Consider the following 20,194-nt stretch of genomic DNA (forward strand, 5'->3'; position numbering starts at 1 on the left):
TCCTTCGACATCGACGCGAACGGCATCATGCACGTCACGGCCAAGGACCTCGGCACGGGCAAGGAGCAGAAGATGACCGTCACCGGCGGCTCCTCCCTGCCCCGGCAGGACATCGACCGCATGGTCCGCGAGGCCGAGCAGCACGCCGAGGAGGACCGGCGCCGCAAGGAGGCGGCCGAAACCCGCAACAGTGCCGAACAGCTCGTCTACCAGACGGAGAGGCTGCTGCGTGACAACCCGGACAAGATCCCGGGCGACATCAAGACCGAGACGGAGACCTCCGTCGCGGAGCTGAAGGAGAAGCTCAAGGGCGAGGACACCGCGGACATCCGTGCGGCGACCGAGCGGACGAGTGCGGTCGCGCAGAAGATCGGCGCCGCCCTCTACGCGCAGAGCCAGGGAGCGTCGTCCGGCGAGACGGGGCCATCCGGTGCCGCGGCGGACCAGGCCCAGGACGAGGAAGTCGTCGACGCGGAGATCGTCGACGAAGACGGCAAGAAGGGAGCCGCGGGATGAGCGAGCCGAACCGCTCCGGGCCGAGGAAGCAGCCGCCTGCCCCGGTCGTGATCCGCGACAGGCGACGCATCGACCCGGAGACCCTCCAACTGAGGGAAGCCGACCCCGCGCAGGCCGGCGGGCACCGTAGCACCGGCCGCGATGAGGACCTCGCCGGCCTCGCCCGCTCCGCCGACGTCAACGGCTCGGCCGGCCGGACTGCCGAAGGCGGCCGGACCGCCGAAGCCGGCCGAACCGCCGAGGTCGAGCGGCAGCTGGCCGAGCGGACCGCTGATTTGCAGCGGCTGAAGGCGGACTACGACAACTACCGCAAGCGGGTACAGCGCGACCGGCTCGCGATACGGGAGATCGCGGTGGCCAACGTCCTCGGCGCTCTGCTGCCCGTCCTGGACGCCACCGACCGAGCACGAGAGCACGGCGAACTCACCGGCGGGCTGCGGGCCATCACCGACGTGCTGGAAACCCAGCTGGCCACCCTCGGCCTGGAGACCGTCGGAACTCCCGGCGAACCCTTCGACCCCACCCGCCACGAAGCGATCTCCTACGAGCGGTCCGACGCGGTCGACCGGCCGACCTGCACCGCCGTCCTGCGCCGCGGCTACGCGGTGGGGGAGCACCTCCTGCGGCCGGCCCAGGTCGCGGTGAGCGAACCGCCCGACCCCGAGCCCTCCGGCCTTGAGCCGTCGCCCCGTCAGGGGCCGAGGGCGGCCGATTCCTGACGGGGCGACGGCTCAAGGCCGTCGCCCCGTCAGCCGGGCGCCGACACCGAGGCGTGTCCGGCGCTTTCGGCGGGCGGACCCGGCTGTTCCGGCTGGGTGTGTGCGGTGGAGCCCAGCAGGGACGCGCCGTGGCGCTCGGGCCGGTGACCGGCGCTGTCGATGATCTCCTGGCGTGGAGTGTCGGCCGATCCCGGAGCTGCCGGGATGTTCCTGCGGGCCAGGAGGCGGCCCACCCAATGGCGACCGCACTCGGGGCACGGCGGGGCACCGGCAGGGGTGTACGGAGAGGCCACGGCGGCACCATCGCGGGAGAAGTACTCCCAGCTCGCGCCCTGATCGTCCCGGTACTGCTGGACGTCGTAGTCGACGGTCCACTCGTACCAGCACCGGCCGCACGTGAACTTCACCCGTTCCAATGCCAGTCCGGTGATCATCTCTCTCCCCTCCTCCCGGATTCCGTGGATCGTGATCGTGATACGTTCCGCGACGTCACGCCTCCCTATATAAATGGATATACCCGATATTGGAATCTTGACAACGTTCCGTATGAGATTTATGCAGGTGGGGAGAGTCCTTTCGTGCGCAATCGGGAGGTCTCGGCCATGGACAGCCCTCACTCCCGGCCGGACCATTACGCCCTTCTGGGCGTCCAGGCGGCGGCTTCACCCGAGCAGATCACCAGCGCCTACCGCGCACTCGTCCGGATCCTTCACCCTGACGCGCGCGCCGGCCGGCCGGCGGCTGACGAGGAACTCGCCGAGGTGGTCACCGCCTACCGGGTCCTGCACGATCCGCAGCGCCGGGCCGCCTACGACGCCGAACGTGAGCGCCCGCCTTCACCACCGCCCGGCCACCGGGTACGGGTGCCGGTCCGAGTGAGGTACACGACGGAGTCTCCTGCACCGCCGTCCGCACCACTGTGGGCGGGGCCCGTCCGCACGACGCGCGCTGCGGCCCCCGCCGCGTCTGCGCCCTTGCTCAGCCCGCTGGACCACGTTCTGGCCTGGCTGTATGAAGAGGACCCCTGGTGGTGACCTGGTGAGCAGCGTCGGAGCAATGAGCTACCAGGGGATGTGCGCGCGGATGGTCTTGCCGCCGCCGGGTGCCGGTTCGATGTGGAGGCTGGAGGTGAGGTGGTTGACCAGGATCCATCCCCACCCCCCGGTTCCTTCGGTGTGGGGTGCGCTGGGCTTGGGCGGATCGGGGCTGGTGTCGCTGACCGCGATGTCGATCCCGTCGCCGTGCAGCGCCAGGTGAAGCGTGCAGGGTCCGTCGGTATGCCGGATCGCGTTCGTGACCAGTTCGCTGACCACCAGGAGCACCCGATCGGGGTTTCCTCGCTGCGCGGGCGGCCGTACCCGGGTGACGCGGGCCAGGAAGGTGCGGGTCGCCTCCCGCGCTGAGGCCGCGGCTTCACCGACGCGGGGCAGCGACCGGTCGAGTACAGGTTCCACGGGACCTCCCTCCGCCGGCGTCCTCATGCTTGCTGCCTGCCCTGTCCAGGGGGCGCAATGCATGGCCGGAGCCCTGGGCCGGGAAGGATTCCGCCGGGCGACCGGCACGGCTCGACGGGATGCGGGCGGGCGCCCGTGGCGCCCTCGACGACACCACGCTCGGCGCTGCCACCGGGTGCGGGTCATCGCGATCGTGCCGCTGGTCACTGGGCCGGCAGCCGGTGAAGGCGGACCCGGGACAGCACGCCGTTCGATGCGAGAGCTGTCATGTACGTGTGGTGGGGTTGCCGTCGGCGGTCGGTCGGGGAGCCCGGATTGAGCAGTCGCAGGCCGCCCGGAGCCAGTGAGTCCCAAGGAATGTGGCTGTGGCCGAAGACGAGGACGTCCAGATCGGGAAACCGTTGCGCGCATCTGCGCTCCCGTCCCTGCGCGGGGCCGGTCTCGTGCACGACGCCCACACGTACCCCTTCCAGGCACGCACGGGCGACCTCGGGCAGGCGGCTTCGCAGCTCGGGGCCGTCGTTGTTTCCGTGAACCGCGAGGAGGCGGCGGGCCCGTTCCTCCACCAGGTCGAGCGTCGCCACGTCCGTCCAGTCGCCGGCATGGACCACGACATCGGCGCGTTCGATCTCAGCCAGCACGTGAGGGGGAAGTTCCCTCGCCCGCTTGGGGACATGGGTGTCTGAGATGAGCAACAAGTGCATGAGTGTCACGGTAGTTGCGTCGCCCGCGAAAGCGCGACCGCCCCACGGGCCGCGCACGGCCTACGGGGTGGGCATACAGGTGCCTTGACGCATCCGGCGGCGCCTGGTCCTTGGCGGCAGAGGCGCGGGTCGGACCCGATGCCTCCGCCGCCGGTGCCGGCAGTGCGGCACGAACGTCTCAGACGGTGCCGGTCGGCCGGTTACCGTCCAGGCCGGTTACCGGCCTTCGCTGGACCGGTCCTTCGCCTTCTCGTCCACCTCTCGCGTCTTCTTCCGCAGGCGCTCCTTCTCACTCTGAGCGCGCTGGGAGGCCTCGTCCTGCTTCCCCTGCACCTTCTGCTTGGCCTGCTGACCCTTTTCGTTCATCTGGTCCTTGATCCCCATGCTGTTTCACTCCTAGTGAGAGGTGCGGAACCGCGTCGAGCGGTCCCGGATCAGCGTGGCACGCGCCGTCACGATGGGCATGTCGGACAGCTACGCTGCGTGACTGCCGATGCGGCCCCGGCCCGCCAGTTCCTCCGGCACCGTGGACTGCTTCGCCCGTTGCGGGGAAAACTCCTCAAGGGCACCTCTCTTGTCAGGTTCGGCAATACCTCTCGCACTCCGCCCGCCGCCGGTTGGCGTTCCGGGTGGAGTGAGCCGTTGCGAGACGCAGGGGGCATGATGACGACGACGGTGGTGGGTTTTCGCCTCGGCCGCGATGACCAGGCCCGGCAGGTCACCGTGATCGTCACCGAAGCCGGTGTACTCCACCGGTCTCACGGCGCCTACGGCGCACCATCCAGGCTGTCGAAGCCCAACCCGCCGGTGGTGAAGGAGAACCCGGTGCACCGGCAGATCCTCCAACTGCGCGCGACCTACGCCGAGTACGCCAGGAAGGGATACATCCGCGAGATCATCCCGCCGGCATGCGTCCGCCTGGAGACGACGGAATACCCCCTGCACGCCACGCCGTTCGGCCCCCACGCCCCCGACTGCCACCCCGAGCTGCTCGCTGAGTTCACCGCAGCGGCGCCCGGCGCACCGCGGTCGCTCGAAGAGGCCATCCACGACTTCTGTTTCCTTGGGGTGTTCTTCGAGCTCGTGACGTAACTTCAGGATTCTTGAAGCGTTCTCACTTCGTCCGATCGATCTGTGATCGGGGTGAAGGTGAGGAGGCTCGGGTTGGCGCTGGCAGCCGTACGCGACCTGCGCGAGTTCCGCGATCCGGTCTCGGCGGAGGAACTGGAGCAGTTCGAGACCGACGTGCTCGCCGGGTTCGTCCTTGCGCGGGCTTCGGCGGGCCTGGCGGACGGCACCATCCGCGGGGACGTCGGGCACGTGGACCAGATGCGGGCCTGGTTCGGCCGACCGCTATGGGACATGGAGCCGACCGACGCCGACGGGTACTTCGGGAAGGTGCTGCGGGGCTCGCCGAGCGGCACCCGGCTGGCCGGCGCGCAGGCGCTGACCAAGTACTTCCTGTTCTTGGAGCTGCGGCACAAGGTCGAGATCCATCGGATGACCGGGCGGATCGTCGAGTGCCCGATCGACGAGATGAATCGGCCGCGGGGATCCAAGGACGCGGCTCTGCGAGCCGGAGATCAGAACGCTGTTTGGCGGCTGGGGCGGCGAGCTGGCGACCTGCCGCAAGTTCGCCCCGACCACGCGGAACTACACCGCGTCGAAACTGATGTCGCAGGTCGGACTCTGGGCGAGCGAGGCCTGCAAGCTCGACCTGGCCGACATCAAGTGGGAGCTGGGCCGCTTCGGCAAGCTCCACGTGCGTCCCGGCAAGGGCGCCCGCGGCTCGGGCCCGCGCGAGCGGACGGTGCCGCTGATCAACGGCGCGGACCGCACGCTGCGGTGGTTCATCGAGGACGTCTGGGGCCAGTTCGACCAAGACCACACCCGTCCCGGTGCCCCGCTGTTCCCCTCCGAGCGGAAGAACTCCGACGGCTCCTCGTACCCCGTCGGCGACGACGCCCTGCGCGACGGTCTGGCCGCCGCGGCGAAGGCACATCTGCCCGGCTGGTCCGACACGCCACACGTCCTGCGGCACTTCTGCGCGTCCGAGCTCTATCTCGGGGGTCTTGATCTGCTCGGGATCCAGGAGGTCCTCGGGCCCTCCTGGATCGCCACCACGATGCGGTACATCCATGTCCAGCAGACCCGGGTCGAGGACGCCTGGGTGTCCGGGCAGCAGTGGACCGCGAAGCGGCTGGAAGGACTGATGGGATGAAGTGGAACCTGCGGCTGACCGCCGCGAACAAAGGCATCTGGAAGGCGTCCGAACTCCAGCGGAGCCTGGCCGAACACGGCTTGGTGATCTCGGCCGGGAAGATGTCCGGCCTGTGGTCCGGCCAGCCGGTCTCCCTCAAGCTGGAGGACCTGGACGTGATCTGCGTCGTGCTCGGATGTGAGATCAACGATCTGCTGATTCCCGAGCCCGGGAAGGTCAAGCGCCCCGGTCAGCAGGCTGTCGTCCAAGAGGCCACGACCGGCTCAGTGGTGGCCCCGGCCGTCCTGCCCAAGCGCCGCGACGGCCGTTCCCTGCCGCCGATGTGACCTGGTCACACCACCATGGGGAAGATCAGCGAGAACAAGCCAGCGGCCTCCTGCTCTGGCTGTTTCGCCTGGGGGCAGCTGCCCGGCCGGTTCTGCCGCGGCTGCTACACCTACGGCCAGTAACACGATGTCGGCGAATGCGTCGGCTGCCGGCGGCAGGTCCCGGTCGAATTGCTACTGCCGCCTCTGCCGGGCCCAGGCGACCTGGGCGATCAAGGCCAGCGGCAAAGCTTCGGTGATCGAGCCGTACCTACGGCAGGTGACCTGCCAGCAGCTGTTCTTGGCGAACCTCCAGCGGCCCAAGAACGGCGGGCCGCGAGTCGGCAAGGCCGGACGGCGCGTGCTGAAGCCGTCGCCACTTCCCGAACCGCATCGTGATCACGACGTCAACGCAACTGACGCTGTTCACCGTCACTCGGGACTTCCGCCCGGTTCGACCGCGAACTCCACGCTGACCTGGCCAATCCATGGCTGGTCCGGCCCGGCAGGCCGCTCGGGCACTGGGCGAGGCTCGCGGCTGGAGCCGCTGGATCACCAGCGACGTGAACCGAGCCCTGGTCATCGTGCTGTCCGGCTTCCGCGAAGGTGAATCGATCCGATACTCCGAGCTCTTCCCGGCCCTACGAGTCCGTGGGCTTCCCGTCGTGCGGACCGCCGAAGTCCTCGACCGCCTCGACTGTTCGCCGACGACCGGGCCCCCCGCCGTCGACCGGTGGTTGGAGCGAAAGCTCGACGGGATGCCCCCGGGCATCCATCGCGCCGTCGAAGCCTGGGTTCACACTCTCCTCGACGGTGGCCCGTGATCCGAGCCTCGCTCCCGGCATACGACATGGGCCTACCTGGGTGAGATCGAGTCGGTGCTGCTGGAGTGGTCCAGCCGCTACGACCACCTGTGCGAGGTCACCCGAGAGGACATCATCGCGGCCCGGACGCTGTCACCGGCAAACAGCGCGAGAGCCGGATCGTCGCGCTGCGGTCGCTGTTCCGGCACGCGAAGAAGAACGGCCAGGTCTTCCGCAACCCCACGATCCGCATCCGTGTCCCCCGGCAGACCGGCGGCGTCCTCCAAGCCCTCGTCCAGGCGGACATCAAAGAAGCCATCGCCACGGCCACCACCCCTGACCTCCGGCTCATCGTCGCCCTGGCCGCCGTCCACGCGGCACGGCCGAAGATGATCCGCACGATGCAACTGGACGACGTCGACCTGGGCAACCGGTGCATCACCGTCGGCGGCCACGTCCGCCCGCTCGACGACCTCACCCGCCGTGCGGTCCTGGACTGGCTCGAACACCGCCGCAGCCGCTGGCCGAATACGGCCAACACCCACCTGCTGATCACCCAGAAGACCGCCGTTGAACTCGGCCCGGCCAGCAAGCTCTGGACCACCCGGGCCACCCGCAACCTCACCGCTACCCTCGAACGGCTCCGCGTCGACCGCCAGCTCGAAGAGGCCCTCGCCCACGGCGCCGACCCCCTCCACCTCGCCCTCGTCTTCGGTATCGACGAGAAGACCGCCATCTGCTACGCGGACTCTGCACGGGTCCTGCTGGATCAGGCCGCTGAACAGCCACTTCGGTGAAGTCTGCTCGACCGGTACATGCCTTGACGGGGGAGCATGCCGCCAGGGCAGAGTCAGCAGCCGGGGCCGATCGGCGGAGACGATGTCAGGGCGAGCGCGGCAATCCGCAGCTTGGCCGCCCACGTCTGCTGGTCAAGCCCCAACGTGTACTCAATGCAGCACCCGCATTGCGGGATCAGCGATACGAACGATCGCTCCTCAATGGTTTCGACCTCCGTCTCCCACCAGTCATCCGTCGCCAGGTCGGCGGTAGCGATTTTCCCATTGATCAGCCTCGCCGCCAGCCGACGCAGCGCGTGGCGCCGTGCCAGGCCCCGATCAGGCAACTCGATTCCGGCCTCGAAGAGTGCTTGCTCGAACCCGTCACGGATATCGCGGGCATCCGCGTTGCGAGGCAAGCCGGCGAGCTCGCACAACGTCGGGGTGTCCAGCCCGGCCGCGAGTGCCTCGGCCGCAATCATCGGCAGGTCCTCCGGGCGGATCTCATCCGCCTGATAACGGCACGCCACCTCACCCAGAGACGTGAGGCCACTCCGTGTCGAGGATTCCGGTTCCGGTGTCATTCCTGCTGCTCTCATGACTCGTACGATGCCAGCACCGTTCCCAGGGAGGGTTACCGAGGGGCGGTCCGCTCCGCACTCACCCCCGTGTTCGCCTGAACCGAAGGCCGAAGCAACGAGAACACGACAGTCCATCCTCGGGTTCCCGCAGAAAGACCTTCAGTTTGTCTGAACCCGCGGGACTCAAGGCCCTGTTCTCGTATAGCTACCGCCAGGTGGCGTGTAGCGCTGAGTAACTACTTGGGGCTGCGGTCGCGCTGCTGGAGGGCGGCGAAGTCAGCGTGCGCGGTTTCGACGGCCTCCGGGTACGCCTGGGTCTTCTCGTGCTCGGCCATCGCCCGGTAGATGCTGGAGAGGCTGGGGCTGTGTCCTTTGCGGCGGCGGAGCACGGTGTGCAGCATGTCGTCGGTGATGACCGGGGGCCGGCCGCCGTGGTTGCCCTTGCGGGCCGCGGTGTCGAATCCTTCGAGGGTGGCCTCGCGGATGCTCTCTCGCTCAGTCTCGGCCATCCGATCACCGACGTGAAGCTACAAAAACGCATCATGGCAGGACGCGCCGGAGTACCGCTCCTCCGCCACCGGGTCGTACTGATCGCTCACCTACGCCGCCGCTATGCACACTGAGGCGACTTCAACCAGGTACGGCACGAGGCGAGGGACTACTCAACCGCTTCATACACCGTCGGCGTCCAGGCGCTCAGATGACTCGAGCAGATACTCGGGCAGCTTGGAGTTGGCCGCCAGTACCTCGATGCCAATGAGGCGCCCTTGTTCGTCGAAGTCAAGGTTGATCATGCCGCCGACCTGCACCGGATCACAGGGGTACATACGCGAGGATTTTGTGCGAGCCTGCGGATCGGTGAGGTAGACGTACGCTGCGTTCGCAGTCTTGTCGTAAGTGACCCTGAGTTCTGCCACGGCTGGCGCACTCCCCTGGTGAGGCTGGTGTCGGCACAGTCTCTCTCAGTGCTGGAGCTACCGAGCCATGCTGAGACTGCCAAATCAAGACGATCTTCGGCTACGAAAATCTTGCCAGAGCCACGTTCACGTGTACGCCGACACCCTGGCCGCGATAGGCAGCCGATGCCTGATGAACAGCCAGGCCGGTGAGACAGACCATCGGCTGGTCATGGCCGAGTAGCAAGCCGATGAGCAGGGTGGCCCCGCCGTGGTTGATATCCACCGCCAGAGAACGTCCTCAGCGAGAGCCAGTACGTCGCTGATCAGCTCTAATAGAGCGGTCTCATCGTTCAGGACTCGCCGCGACAGCAGGCGTTCGCCTTCCGCGTCGATCACCACGCAGTGGTGGTGTTCCTTGCCGATGTCCACGCCTGCCCAGATCTGGGGCACGGTCACCTCCGCCAGCTCGGCGTCCACTGCAGTCCCGCAGACGACCTCGCCGACGTTGTCCTACGCAGCGATCGAGTCGCATATCCCAATTAGCGGTCGAGTCGTCGCGGGGCTCCGGGCGGCCAAGTCATTTGAGCCATCGGACGGCGACAAGCTCATAGCCATACCCGGAACCCCTGGGCCCCGACGATCCTACGAATGACCGCCTCAGACCCACGCTTGAAAGGTAGGACAAGCTCAGATGAGTGAGTCCTTGTAGTAGAAACTGGCCTTCTTGTTGGTGTCGGTGGTGGATGCGTACGAGGCGAAGCCGGTGACGAGGCGGGCGGCCGCAGGAGTGGCGGTGTTGGGGATCTGGATGGCGAGGCCTTCGGGCTCGCGGAAGAGCAGGCTCTTGCCGGCTTCCGAGAGGCGGCGTTCGACCCTGCTTCCGGTGTTCCAGTTGATGACTGACTGGTAGGTGTTGCCCGGGGCGGGGTTGCTGGTGCTGTAAGCGGAGCCTTCGAGGAGGTACAGGTACTGGCCGAGGCTGGTGAAGCCCTGGAACGGCGGGGGACTGGCGATGTCGGTCGGCTGCAGCACGTGAGCGATCTGGGTGTAGGTACCGGACCGGAAGGTGGCGAGGTCGTAGAGGCCGAAGTGGAAGGCGCCGCTGAGACGGTAGCGGACGACCAGTCGGCTGTTGACCGGGTCGATCGCGATGGTGGTGCGGTCGGCACCGGCGACCGGGGTGTGCTTGGTGATCTTGTGCGAGTCGTTGGTGAGGACGGTGCCGTTGGCGAACTTGAACCGGCCGATCTTGCTGCCCCAGCCGATGTTCTTGGCCGGGTCGCTCGGATGGTTCGGGTCGGGCGCCTCGATGGAGTCGGTCTCGGTCCACAGGTAGGCGCTGTTGCCGGAGGGCTCGACGGCTATCGACACGCCGTGGCCGAATCCCTTGAGGAACATGCGGCCGATGATGGCGCCGGTGAGGTCGAGGCGGGTGACGCACAGGTCGCCGTACTTGGCGCGCTCGTCGCCGGTGTAGGGGCGGGTCTCGCCGGGGAGCTGGCGCCCGCCGTTGATGAGACTCACGGTGTACAGGTGCTTGTTGGTGTTGTCGAAGGAGAACGACTGCAGGACGCGGAGTTCGTTGAGCCAGATCTCACGGAGCAGTTCGGTGGACGGGTCGGTCAGATCGAAGCGCTTGGAGGCGTCGACGGCTGCGGCGGCTGCCCCTCCGGTGGCGACGATGCCCGCGGAACCGAGTGCGCCGATCCCCAGCGCGCCGGCCGACCACTTGAACAGTTGACGACGCTTGATGTCGGGTACCTCGCTGGCCATGACTGGTCCCACCCCTTGCTCGACGTTTCATCGCGGCTTGCGAAGCCCGATCCGTCACCTTCCGCCATGTTTGGCGATCTGACGAGATGTGAGGGTGTTCGAGCAAGGCCTGCGGCGGCCGATTGAACCATCCCTGTGGCGATTCCCGCCAGCCGCGTCAGCACGGATCGGCCGGTCGGGCGAGGTAAGCCAAGGACCGACTCGCCATGTGATCTGCATCACGGAGATGGTCTGTGTGGATCAAGGTGCAATGCCTCGGGATGGGCGATTTTGTGGATCTTCTCCGCTGCGTCCCCAGCCTCTACCTTCAATCCGGACTGGCCCATTCCGTACCAACGTGCGAGGCAGACGGGGTCGGTTCTTTGTGCTGCCCGGATCCCGGTCGGGGCTCCGGGTGGCGATCTTTCTGTGGGGAGTTCTCTCGATGTCCTGGCTGGCAAAACGCGTGCCGCTCATGGTGTGCGGCACATTGATGGTGGGGCTGATATCCGGGCAAGCCCCGGCTTCGGCCGAGCCCCCCGATACGCAGGTGAAGGCGAAGGCACCTGTGAACGTTCCCGTACAGCCCGCGGGGGCCGTGCCGCGGGACGTGGCGGAGCCGACGCAGACCGCACCTTTCAAGACCGTGTGGCCCAAGGCGGCACACGCCCGCTTGGACCTGTCGCGGGTGGCGAATGGCACGTCACTGCAGGTAGTCCCCGAAGGCGCGGCAGACCCTGCGAAAACCGCCGCAGTCTCCGTGGCCCCGGCGCCCAAGGGCGTGGCGGCTCTCAAGTTCGGTGGGCCGGTGGGGCTGGGCATATCCAACCCCTCGGCGGTGGATGTGAAGGTCCTGGATCAGCAGGCACTCGCCCCTGTGGGTGCCACGGGTCTGGGCGTCCAGGTGACCCGGCGGGACGGCGCCGCGGCATCCGGACCGGTCCAGGTGACCTTGGACTACTCCGGCTTCAAGTACGCCTACGGCGGTGGTTTCGCGTCCCGGCTCCGGTTGGTGAAGCTGCCCGCGTGCGCGTTGACCACGCCGAAGGCCAAGGGCTGTTCGCCGGACAAGGTGACCTTCGTCAAGGCCGACAACGACGTGAAGGCCGGGAAGATCACCGCGACGGTGGAAGCCGACGGCGACCCGGCGGCCAAGCCGATCGGACTGGCCAAGGACACCTTTGCTCCCCAGTCGACGATGTCCACCACGTCCGCCGAATCCGGTTCCGTGTACGCGGTGGCGTCGAGCTCCTCGTCGGACGCCGGTGACTACCGGGCCTCTACCTTGAGCCAGTCAGGGTCGTGGAACGTCTCCACAGGGTCGGGCGCGTTCAACTACAACATTCCCATCCACGTCCCCAGCCCTCCGACCGGATCTGCTCCGAATCTGGATCTGTCGTACAACTCGCAGTCCGTGGACGCGATGACCTCGGCGGAGAACAACCAGGCCTCGTCCTACGGTCTGGGCTGGGACCTGGGCATCGGCTTCATCGAGCGCCGCTACCGCAGCTGCCAGGATGACGGTACGGGTACCGGCTGGGTGGGTGACCTGTGCTGGGACTCCCCGAACTCGGAGCGGGAGATCGACGGTGCCGTTTATGTCATCAACCTCAACGGCGTCACGTCCGAGCTGATCCAGGACAACCACGGCACCGGCTGGTACCACCTGAAGGACGACCCGGGCTGGCGCGTGCAGCGCCTGGACGGCGGGCACGGCGCCGACGACGAGTACTGGGCTGTTTCCACCCAGGACGGCATGCGCTACTACTTCGGCTGGGGCCGCTCCGAGCGCACCAGCGGCGCCACCAGCTCGGTCCTGACCGTGCCAGTGTTCGGCAACAACTCAGGTGAGCCCGGCTACAACGGCGGCGTCGGCGTGCAGACCCAGGCCTACCGGTGGGGCCTGGACCGGGTGGTGGACCCGCACGAGGTGGAGACCGCCTACTTCTATGAGAAGGAGCGCAACCACTACCGCTCGGTGCTGCTCGGTGATCAGGCCCGCGCGTACGACTCGGCGGCCTACCCGGTCCGGATCGAATACGGCTGGGCCTCCCAGATCGCGGGCGCACAGCTGCCCGCCAAGGTCGACCTGCGCTATGTCGGCCGCTGCGTGGAACGCATGGCGGATAAAGACCCGCTCGCCTCAGAGCCGGGCGACTGCCCGGCCATCTCCACCAATGCGAGCTCGTACCCGGATGTGCCCACGGACCTGATGTGTGACGGTACGGCCGCTGACGACGGCTGCCGCACCATTACCGGTGAGACGTATTCGCCGACGTTCTTCGCCACGAAGATGCTGTGGGACGTCAAGACGTTCGTACGGGACACGGACGCCGCGCCGTGGGACCCGGCGATGCAGTACCAGATGAAGTACGGGCTGCCCAACCCGGAAGGGACCGTCGACGGCACGCTGTGGCTGGACTACATCCAGCGCAAGGGCTACGGCGACGGCGACGACATCACCCTGCCCACCATCAACATCAACGGCGAGTGGCGCGACAACCAGCTCGGCGGCGGCGTCCTCAACTTCCGGCGCGTCACCCAGATCCACGGAGACCTCGGCTCCTTCACCAACGTCACCTACCGCCACTACGACGACCAGGACACCTGCGACATCAACAACCCGCCCACCGAGTCCAACAACGCCCAGGCCTGCTTCAAGCAGAAGTGGACACCGGAGGGCGCAACCGAGTCGAAGACCGGCTGGTTCAAGAAGTACGTCGTCGCAAAGGTAAGCGTCGACCCCGGACCCGGCGCCGGGGCGAACAGCGACGGCGACCCGACGATGACCACCACCTACAACTACGTCGGCAAGCCCGCGTGGGCGTTCCCCAACGACCCGCTGACCAAGGACGAGGACGAGTCCTGGACGCAGTGGCGCGGATACCAGCAGGTCGAGGTCCACACCGGCACAAAGGACAACGCGGCCTCCACCTACCACTGGCTGTACCGCGGCATGGACGGCGACCGCACCTCCAAGACCGACCCCACCGCCAAGCGCAGCGTCACCGTCGACGACGGTGACAGCGGCAGGCCTGCCGTCACCGACCACGCCTGGCTCAACGGCAGAACGTTGGAGAGCAGCCAGCGCGACGGCACCGGCCAGTCCCACAAGCGGGTCTGGCATGAGTACTGGACACACACCACCGCTCAGTACGAGGGCCTTCCTGATGCCCGGTTCGTGCGGGAGTCCAAGACCACGACGCACGATCTGACGTCGACCGGCTGGCGTGAGCACGTCGTCAAGAACGAGTACGACACGGCGGAGCCGGCGTCCACCAAGTACGGCCTGCCGATGCGCACCAACGACTGGGGCCTGTCGGACACCGACGACAACCGGTGCACCACCTACGGCAGGGCCTACAACACCGACCTCTTCCCGAACTCCTCCGTACAGCGCTGGATGGTGCTGCCGGACGAAACCAGACACTATGCCGCTGACTGCGCCGCCCGCGCCGCCGGAAACCAGGACTCCTATGAGGTGACCCTGTACGACGGGGCCACGTCGGTGACCGCCAACAAGCCGGACGACGGCAACGCGACCACGGTCCGCTCGTACACCGACGCCACCCACTACCGGGAGGCCAAGGCGACCTTCGACGAAGCCGGTCGCACCACCTCCGTAACCGACGGCAAGCAGCAGACCACCACCACGACCTACTCGCCCACCACGTCATGGCCCATCAACGGCGTGACGGTCACCACCCCGGACCCGGACGACGGCGGCCCGGGCAAACGGCAGAGCGCCACCATGTGGTACTCGCGCCTGTGGGGCAGCCCGTACAAGATCCTGGACATCAACGGGCAGACCACCCGCATCGTCCACGACTCGGTGGGCCGTACCGCACAGGTCTTCAAGCCCTCCGAGATCGGCCACTACCCGGCCGGCATACCTTCCCTCCAGTACGACTACACCCTCACGACCCAAGACAACAGTGAGGGCGTGCCGGACCTGGTGGCGAACGTGCCACCGAAGATCACCACCAAGTCCCTGCAATCCGGCTCGAGTGTCCTCACCAGTCACACCTACACCGATGGCCTGGGACGCGTCCGCGAGACACAGGCATCCGCTCCCAGCGGCACCGGACGGACCGTGGTCTCCACCCGATACGACACCTCCGGCAACGTCACCGGCACCAGCGCACCGTTCTACAACTCCGGCACCGCGGGGTCCGGAATGGTGCTGCCCACGGTGGAGAGCCTGCCTTCCTACACCGACTTCGTCATCGACTTCGCGGGCCGGACAACCCAGTCACGGCTGATGGTCAACGGCGATGCACAGGTCCAGGGGCAGTCGTTCACCAACTACCACGGTGACTACACGACCACGGTGCCGGCGGCCGGGGAGCGTACGAACAGCTACACCAACGTCTTCGGTGAGACGACCAAGATCGTGGAGTTCGGTCCATCGACCTACACCACGTCCTACGAGTACACGCGCAGCGGCCACCTCGCCAAGATCACCGACGCCAAGGGCAACGTCACCAGCTACACCTACAACTGGCTCGGCGAGCGCCTCGCTACCACCGACCCCGATGCGGGCTCCTCGACGACGACCTACGACGTCAACGGCAACATCCAAACCTCCAAAGACGCCAAGGGCACGACCCTCACCCACACCTACGACAACCTGAACCGCCCGCTGACCGTGCAGAACGGCACCACGGTCCTGATCCGCGATACCTACGACACGGCTTCCCAAGGGATCGGCAAGCCGGCGACCAGCACCGCCTACACCGGCGGCAAGGCATACACCACGGCCGTGACCGGCTACGACGTCAACGGCCGGCCCACCAGCTCCGCCGTCACCATCCCCGCCGACGGCTCAGGCCTGGAAGGCACCTACACCACCGCCCTGGAATACAACGCCGCCGGCCAGCCGACCGCGGTCAGCTACCCGGCCACCGCCGGCCTCCCCGCCGAAAAGGTGACGACCACCTACGACGCGTTCGGCCTGCCCGACAAGATGACCAGCCCACTGGCCACCTACATCGACGCCACCGACCACGACAACCTCGGCCGCCTCACCGGCCGCACCTACGGCACCGCCGCAACGACCACCACCACGGCCAAGCGGACCTACGGCTATGACGACGCCACGGGCACCGGCTGGCTGAAGAACATCACCACGACCACCAGCCCCATGGGCACCGTCCAGAACGACGAATACCAGCACGACGCCGCCGGGAAGATCACCGACCTGACCGACAAGATCACCGGTCAACGCCAGTGCTACACCTACGACGAACTCAACCGCATCTCCCGCGCCTGGACCACCCAGAGCGCCGCCGGCTGCGGCGGCCCCTTCGCTCCGGACCTGACCAGCGGGAAGGACCCCTACCAGCTCGACTACACCTATGACGGCATCGGCAATCTGCAGAAGATAACCGATACCACCGCCACCGGCGCCCGGGTGCGTGACTACACCTATCCCGGGTACTCGGCCGACCAGCAGAGCTACACCCCCGGCGCCCCCCGCCCCCACGCCGTCAGCAGCGTCAAGACACCGGCGGGTACCGACACCTACGTCTACGACAACGCCGGGCAGATGACTTCCCGAACCGTGGGAGGCGCCACCACCGGCTTCGTATGGAATGACCTGAACCGCGTCACCAGCACCACCGGCGCCTCCACCACCAGCTACGTATACGACGCCGCCGGCAGCCTGCTCCTCCGCAAGGGCAAGGACGAAACAGTCCTCTACCTCGGCGACCAGGAAATCCGCAAAACCACCACCGGAACCCCGAAGGCCACCCGCTACTACGGCGTCGCCATGCGTGTGGCGACTGGAGGCAACGGCACCCTCACCTGGCTCATGGCCGACCAGCAGGCCTCCACCCAACTCTCCGTCGACACCGCCACCGGAACCCCCACACGCCGCCGCTACCTGCCCTTCGGTGGACAACGCGGCACTACCACCCTGCCGCCGGCCACCGACCAGGGATTCCTGGGCAAGACCCAAGACACCGACACCGGCCTGTCCGTCCTCGGCGCCCGGATGTACGACCCTGCACTCGGCCGCTTCCTCAGCCCCGACCCCCTGCAATTCCCCTACAAACCACAATCTCTTTCGGCTTACAGCTACTCACACAATGACCCCGTAAACTATTCCGACCCGACCGGCCTGTGCGACGACCCAGGCAACGGACGCTGCCAACCAGGCAATAACAATCCCGACCCTGCATTTCCCCTCGACCCGGGTGTCAGCTACCCCAAACCTGCCCCCAGTAATCCCACTCCTACTCCCAGCCCCAACCCCAGTCCCACTCCGTCTCACCCTTATACACCTGCCCCCGCCCCCGAGCCCTCGCCTCCACCCCTCCCTACTGCGCCCCTCCTCAAACCCAACCCCATCGACGAATTCCTCGCACCGGACTTCGAAAACTTGGAAGAGTGCTGGAACGAGGTCAACTCCGCCTGCGGCTGGGCGCTGACCGACCTACCTACACCGCTCAAGATCTTCAAGCTCGCCAAACTCTTCAAAGCTAAAGATAAGATCGACGGGAAATCCCCCAAAAAGAAGAAGGGGGATTGCACTCAGTGCTTCCTGGCCGGCACTGACGTCCTCATGGCCGACGGCACCATCAAAGACATCGAGGACATCCAACTAGGCGACGAAGTAAAAGCGACGGACCCCGAGACGGGAGAAACCGGAAACCGTCAGGTTACGCGCCTCATCGTCACCGAGGACGACAAACACTTCAACACCCTCTCCATAGCCACCGAAGACGGCATCGAAGAACTCACGGCGACCCACGAACACCCCTTCTGGTCCCCGTCAGCAAACACCTGGGTCGAAGCACGAAACCTCACCCCAGGCGCAACACTCCTCACCGACGACGGCACAACTGTCATCGTCACAGCAAACAACCCCTACACCAGCCACAACCGCACCTACAACCTCACCGTCGACGACCTCCACACGTACTATGTACTCGCTGGTCGGACGCCAGTTCTCGTTCACAACAGTAATTGCCCCGAGGTCGACGAGATATCTGAGAATATTTCGAAGCATGCCCTCGAGTCGGCGAAGCGTCCCGACGGGGACGGCACCCACTTCGTAAGAGGTGTCGATGACGGAGCCCTCCCTTACTACGTCGATGGCGTGATCAACGGGAATGTTCCCAAGATCGAGACTAGATATCTTCGGAATGGTCGAGTCGGCTACTGGGACCCCGATAAGCGATCCGTCGTCATCGAAGATGGTGACGGTGGAACGGTATTCACTCCCAAGGGTGGGAAGGATTGGTTTGACAATGTTCTCCGATGAACAGGGCGATCGAGGCGCCAGGCCGCCAGCTTCCGTCATCGTCCTCAGTGTCGACCAGTTCGAGGTGATCTTCCAGGTCACGCATCAGCTGCCCAATTTCCAGGAGTCCCGCCTCATGGAGCTTGGGTGTACGGCGGCCGACCTGCAAACACTGATTGACGCGCTTCGCGAGATTGATGCTCGCGTGGCTGGAGCTTCGCGAGTCTGCATCTGGCTTCGTGACGATGAGGCGGAAATCACCGTCGAGGTTCAAATGCCCTCAGGCGAGGTGAATGATGTGGGCGCTCCGAGCACAGAGGTCATGGCGACTCTTCCGTTGCGAATCGGTACACGCTGGTATGCGCTCGCGCAGCTAGTTGTTTCCGCTTTGGGGTCCCGGGAATTGTTCTTGCGGACAGGGTATGGGGCTGACGAGGTGCGGGCGGCGGTGGTGGGACTTGATTTGGATTAGTTCGCTGTACGGAAATCGGGTGAAACGGATTCGGTAACAAATCCCATCAGGACGCTGACGAGAGTTGACGGCCTGTCTGGCGAACACGCTCAAGCACCGCAGAAGCCCCACCAGAATCGACTTCTGATGGGGCTTCTCTGGCTCGTGACGGCAGTAGTTGACGGCAACGTCAGCGGACGGGCGCTACGCAGAGCGGTGGGTCGTCGCTGTCCCCGGGGTTGCGGAGGGTGCGTCCGAGGAGGTCGATAGCGTCGCGCTGAAGACGGAGCCGGACGCGGGCGTAAACGGTGGCGGTGACGCCGATGTGGGCGTGGCCAATGAGTTCCTTGATCACGACGAGTTCCACTCCCTGTTCCAGGAGGAGGGTCGCGGTCGAGTGGCGGAGGTCGTGGAAGCGGATGCGGCGGAGTCCGGCCCGGTCGAGCAGAGCGGTGAAGTGGCGGGTGAGTCGCCTACATCGCAGGCAAGCCGATCCCTGCACCTCGTAGCACAGGCCCTCACCTCGACGATCTCCTCACGGACAAGGAAGCAGGAGCCGTCCTCGGCATCATCCCCTCCACCGTCCGTGCCTATGCCAGCACCAGCTACCTGCCCAAGGGCATGGCAGCCGACCGCGCCCGGCAGTTCGCCGCCGCCAGCGGGGCGCCCATGGCCGCCGCAGAGGCGGCCCGCCAGCAGGCCGTCCTCGCCCGGAAAGGCGGGATGGCACGATCAGGCCCTCACCCTCGCTCTGACCGCCGCTGACGACCCGGCCTTGGGCGAGCTCGGGAACGCCGGAATCGCTCAACGAGGCCTGCTGGTCCAGTGCGCCGCCTACACCGTCGCCCACCAACGCGACCCAGCCGGCATGCGTGAGCTGACCAGCGAAGCCACCGCCATCGCCAAGAGCCTGGGCGCCATCACTCATCTGCGGGATACCAACGGGGGTTCCGGAGTGCTGCACAGTTAGCTGAATAAGTCCGTGTCCTCAGGCGGCATCCAGCCACGGGCCGGACGGCGGCCTACAGACCGATTCGGCCGTACTTGCCACCGCCGTGCCGCAGGCGCGGGATCGTCTCCGTTAGGGGTCGTGACCGCGGCTCCGGTGCGGAGGTGTCTGGTGGAGAAAGACGAGATCTGGACGTCCGGCGAGTACGGGAAGTCGCACGAGGGCCGGGTCGGGGTGCTCCTCGACGACGGGACGGTCCCCAAACCGGTGTTCCTCGACTCGAACTCCGGCGGCTTCGGATGGGAGGTCCGCCACTGGTCCGTCTACGACGGGGGTACCTACCCGCAGCACCCCCAGGCGTACGCCCTGCAGGGGGAATGCTCGTGCGGCTGGCGGGGCGAACCCCGCATCGTGGACCGTACGACGGCAGGCGATCTGCCCTTCCGTGAGTACGGCTGGGAGGCGCGGGGGAGTGCCAGGACGACTGGACCGGCACGTCGAAGACGTCGCCGACACCACGGTTCCCCTGCCCGCCGAACTGGAGACCCTCCTCCAGGATGTGGCCGCGGCGATTGAGCGACTCGGCCAGGACGCACCGACCGCCGCTCTGAAAGCTGCCCGCCCCTGGAACTCATCGCCCAACGCACCACGCACGGGCCTGCCCATGACGCCCGTGGGCAGGACCCGGAGAAGGTGGCCGCCGCCCTGGGGTTGAACATCGACGACTCCCGCGCGCTCCTGGCCCGCTTCGGCGGCTGGAACTCCTACGACTGACCACCGGCCGCAGGCGACGGCGGGCAGGCGTAGGCGAGGGA

The 20,194-nt window shown here is 66.7% G+C and carries 19 protein-coding genes and 2 pseudogenes; 11 read left to right on the top strand and 10 right to left on the bottom strand.

Annotated features, from left to right (window positions below):
* Both ABZX75_RS31200 and grpE read left to right on the top strand, forming a co-directional pair.
* Positions 1 to 516 (top strand): Hsp70 family protein (locus ABZX75_RS31200; protein WP_355416540.1); only part of this gene is annotated, 516 nt, incomplete at its 5' end.
* Entirely contained in the window at positions 513 to 1,235 is a 723-nt protein-coding gene (grpE, locus tag ABZX75_RS31205) for a nucleotide exchange factor GrpE (RefSeq protein WP_355416543.1), read from the top strand. The genes ABZX75_RS31200 and grpE, both read left to right, overlap by 4 nt.
* 29 nt (positions 1,236 to 1,264) lie before the next feature.
* Here the strand turns inward: grpE and ABZX75_RS31210 are convergent, their stop codons facing one another.
* The gene (locus tag ABZX75_RS31210) at positions 1,265 to 1,669 is read right to left on the bottom strand and encodes a hypothetical protein (RefSeq protein ID WP_355416546.1); all 405 of its coding nucleotides are present in this window, start codon (positions 1,667 to 1,669) and stop codon (positions 1,265 to 1,267) included.
* A 168-nt stretch (positions 1,670 to 1,837) separates the two neighbouring features.
* Between ABZX75_RS31210 and ABZX75_RS31215 the strand changes: the two genes are divergently transcribed.
* On the top strand, positions 1,838 to 2,269 hold the full coding sequence (locus tag ABZX75_RS31215; RefSeq protein WP_355416549.1) for a J domain-containing protein: 432 nt from the start codon (positions 1,838 to 1,840) through the stop codon (positions 2,267 to 2,269).
* Between the two features lie 27 nt (positions 2,270 to 2,296).
* Here ABZX75_RS31215 and ABZX75_RS31220 read toward each other — a convergent pair whose 3' ends face one another.
* The 3 genes from ABZX75_RS31220 to ABZX75_RS31230 form a co-directional block, all read right to left on the bottom strand.
* Positions 2,297 to 2,689, bottom strand: coding sequence for an ATP-binding protein (locus ABZX75_RS31220; protein ID WP_355416552.1), 393 nt, complete (start codon positions 2,687 to 2,689; stop codon positions 2,297 to 2,299).
* Between the two features lie 203 nt (positions 2,690 to 2,892).
* The gene (locus ABZX75_RS31225) at positions 2,893 to 3,393 is read right to left on the bottom strand and encodes a YfcE family phosphodiesterase (RefSeq protein WP_355416555.1); all 501 of its coding nucleotides are present in this window, start codon (positions 3,391 to 3,393) and stop codon (positions 2,893 to 2,895) included.
* A 216-nt stretch (positions 3,394 to 3,609) separates the two neighbouring features.
* Positions 3,610 to 3,777 carry a hypothetical protein gene (locus ABZX75_RS31230; protein WP_355416557.1) on the bottom strand — a complete coding sequence of 56 codons (168 nt, stop codon included), beginning with the start codon at positions 3,775 to 3,777 and terminating at the stop codon, positions 3,610 to 3,612.
* Positions 3,778 to 4,053: 276 nt separating this feature from the next.
* Here ABZX75_RS31230 and ABZX75_RS31235 point away from each other — a divergent pair, with 276 nt between their 5' ends.
* From ABZX75_RS31235 to ABZX75_RS31255, 5 genes are all read left to right on the top strand, one after another.
* On the top strand, positions 4,054 to 4,485 hold the full coding sequence (locus tag ABZX75_RS31235) for a hypothetical protein (protein WP_355416560.1): 432 nt from the start codon (positions 4,054 to 4,056) through the stop codon (positions 4,483 to 4,485).
* A gap of 580 nt (positions 4,486 to 5,065) precedes the next feature.
* Entirely contained in the window at positions 5,066 to 5,614 is a 549-nt protein-coding gene (locus tag ABZX75_RS31240; protein WP_355416563.1) for a site-specific integrase, read from the top strand.
* On the top strand, positions 5,611 to 5,940 hold the full coding sequence (locus ABZX75_RS31245) for a helix-turn-helix transcriptional regulator (RefSeq protein ID WP_355416566.1): 330 nt from the start codon (positions 5,611 to 5,613) through the stop codon (positions 5,938 to 5,940). Before ABZX75_RS31240 ends, ABZX75_RS31245 begins: the two co-directional genes overlap by 4 nt.
* A 467-nt stretch (positions 5,941 to 6,407) precedes the next feature.
* On the top strand, positions 6,408 to 6,743 hold the full coding sequence (locus tag ABZX75_RS31250; RefSeq protein WP_355416569.1) for a hypothetical protein: 336 nt from the start codon (positions 6,408 to 6,410) through the stop codon (positions 6,741 to 6,743).
* A gap of 89 nt (positions 6,744 to 6,832) precedes the next feature.
* Entirely contained in the window at positions 6,833 to 7,519 is a 687-nt protein-coding gene (locus ABZX75_RS31255) for a hypothetical protein (protein ID WP_355416572.1), read from the top strand.
* A gap of 53 nt (positions 7,520 to 7,572) precedes the next feature.
* Here the strand turns inward: ABZX75_RS31255 and ABZX75_RS31260 are convergent, their stop codons facing one another.
* The 5 genes and pseudogenes from ABZX75_RS31260 to ABZX75_RS31280 all read right to left on the bottom strand — a co-directional run bounded on the left by ABZX75_RS31260 (position 7,573) and on the right by ABZX75_RS31280 (position 10,751).
* A complete protein-coding gene (locus ABZX75_RS31260) occupies positions 7,573 to 8,097 on the bottom strand; it encodes a hypothetical protein (protein ID WP_355416575.1) in 525 nt (174 codons plus the stop codon).
* Positions 8,098 to 8,315: 218 nt separating this feature from the next.
* Positions 8,316 to 8,588, bottom strand: a complete 273-nt coding sequence (locus tag ABZX75_RS31265; RefSeq protein ID WP_355416578.1) for a hypothetical protein — start codon at positions 8,586 to 8,588, stop codon at positions 8,316 to 8,318.
* Between the two features lie 162 nt (positions 8,589 to 8,750).
* Positions 8,751 to 8,996, bottom strand: a complete 246-nt coding sequence (locus ABZX75_RS31270) for a DUF2283 domain-containing protein (RefSeq protein ID WP_355416581.1) — start codon at positions 8,994 to 8,996, stop codon at positions 8,751 to 8,753.
* A gap of 142 nt (positions 8,997 to 9,138) precedes the next feature.
* A pseudogene (locus ABZX75_RS31275) lies at positions 9,139 to 9,428 on the bottom strand (transposase); the annotation flags it as partial.
* A 237-nt stretch (positions 9,429 to 9,665) separates the two neighbouring features.
* Positions 9,666 to 10,751, bottom strand: coding sequence for a Tat pathway signal sequence domain protein (locus ABZX75_RS31280; protein ID WP_355416584.1), 1,086 nt, complete (start codon positions 10,749 to 10,751; stop codon positions 9,666 to 9,668).
* A 787-nt stretch (positions 10,752 to 11,538) separates the two neighbouring features.
* On the opposite strand from ABZX75_RS31280, the gene ABZX75_RS31285 reads away from it, so the two are divergent.
* On the top strand, positions 11,539 to 18,000 hold the full coding sequence (locus tag ABZX75_RS31285; protein ID WP_355416587.1) for a polymorphic toxin-type HINT domain-containing protein: 6,462 nt from the start codon (positions 11,539 to 11,541) through the stop codon (positions 17,998 to 18,000).
* Positions 17,987 to 18,451 carry a hypothetical protein gene (locus ABZX75_RS31290; RefSeq protein WP_355416590.1) on the top strand — a complete coding sequence of 155 codons (465 nt, stop codon included), beginning with the start codon at positions 17,987 to 17,989 and terminating at the stop codon, positions 18,449 to 18,451. Before ABZX75_RS31285 ends, ABZX75_RS31290 begins: the two co-directional genes overlap by 14 nt.
* 169 nt (positions 18,452 to 18,620) lie before the next feature.
* Here ABZX75_RS31290 and ABZX75_RS31295 read toward each other — a convergent pair.
* Positions 18,621 to 18,899, bottom strand: a pseudogene (locus ABZX75_RS31295) (tyrosine-type recombinase/integrase); the annotation flags it as partial.
* Positions 18,900 to 19,205: 306 nt separating this feature from the next.
* Here ABZX75_RS31295 and ABZX75_RS31300 point away from each other — a divergent pair.
* Complete coding sequence (locus tag ABZX75_RS31300; protein WP_355416593.1) at positions 19,206 to 19,400, top strand: hypothetical protein; 195 nt, start codon at positions 19,206 to 19,208, stop codon at positions 19,398 to 19,400.
* Positions 19,401 to 20,194: the final 794 nt, after the last annotated feature.

This window comes from Streptomyces sp. NPDC003038 (genome assembly GCF_040611115.1).
Taxonomy (GTDB): Bacteria; Actinomycetota; Actinomycetes; order Streptomycetales; family Streptomycetaceae; genus Streptomyces.

Coding starts and splice junctions, on each gene's coding strand:
- grpE (WP_355416543.1), top strand. CDS start 513: ATGAGCGAGCCGAACCGCTCCGGGCCGAGGAAGCAGCCGCCTGCCCCG.
- ABZX75_RS31210 (WP_355416546.1), bottom strand. CDS start 1,669: ATGATCACCGGACTGGCATTGGAACGGGTGAAGTTCACGTGCGGCCGG.
- ABZX75_RS31215 (WP_355416549.1), top strand. CDS start 1,838: ATGGACAGCCCTCACTCCCGGCCGGACCATTACGCCCTTCTGGGCGTC.
- ABZX75_RS31225 (WP_355416555.1), bottom strand. CDS start 3,393: ATGCACTTGTTGCTCATCTCAGACACCCATGTCCCCAAGCGGGCGAGG.
- ABZX75_RS31230 (WP_355416557.1), bottom strand. CDS start 3,777: ATGGGGATCAAGGACCAGATGAACGAAAAGGGTCAGCAGGCCAAGCAG.
- ABZX75_RS31235 (WP_355416560.1), top strand. CDS start 4,054: ATGATGACGACGACGGTGGTGGGTTTTCGCCTCGGCCGCGATGACCAG.
- ABZX75_RS31240 (WP_355416563.1), top strand. CDS start 5,066: ATGTCGCAGGTCGGACTCTGGGCGAGCGAGGCCTGCAAGCTCGACCTG.
- ABZX75_RS31245 (WP_355416566.1), top strand. CDS start 5,611: ATGAAGTGGAACCTGCGGCTGACCGCCGCGAACAAAGGCATCTGGAAG.
- ABZX75_RS31250 (WP_355416569.1), top strand. CDS start 6,408: ATGGCTGGTCCGGCCCGGCAGGCCGCTCGGGCACTGGGCGAGGCTCGC.
- ABZX75_RS31260 (WP_355416575.1), bottom strand. CDS start 8,097: ATGAGAGCAGCAGGAATGACACCGGAACCGGAATCCTCGACACGGAGT.
- ABZX75_RS31265 (WP_355416578.1), bottom strand. CDS start 8,588: ATGGCCGAGACTGAGCGAGAGAGCATCCGCGAGGCCACCCTCGAAGGA.
- ABZX75_RS31280 (WP_355416584.1), bottom strand. CDS start 10,751: ATGGCCAGCGAGGTACCCGACATCAAGCGTCGTCAACTGTTCAAGTGG.
- ABZX75_RS31290 (WP_355416590.1), top strand. CDS start 17,987: ATGTTCTCCGATGAACAGGGCGATCGAGGCGCCAGGCCGCCAGCTTCC.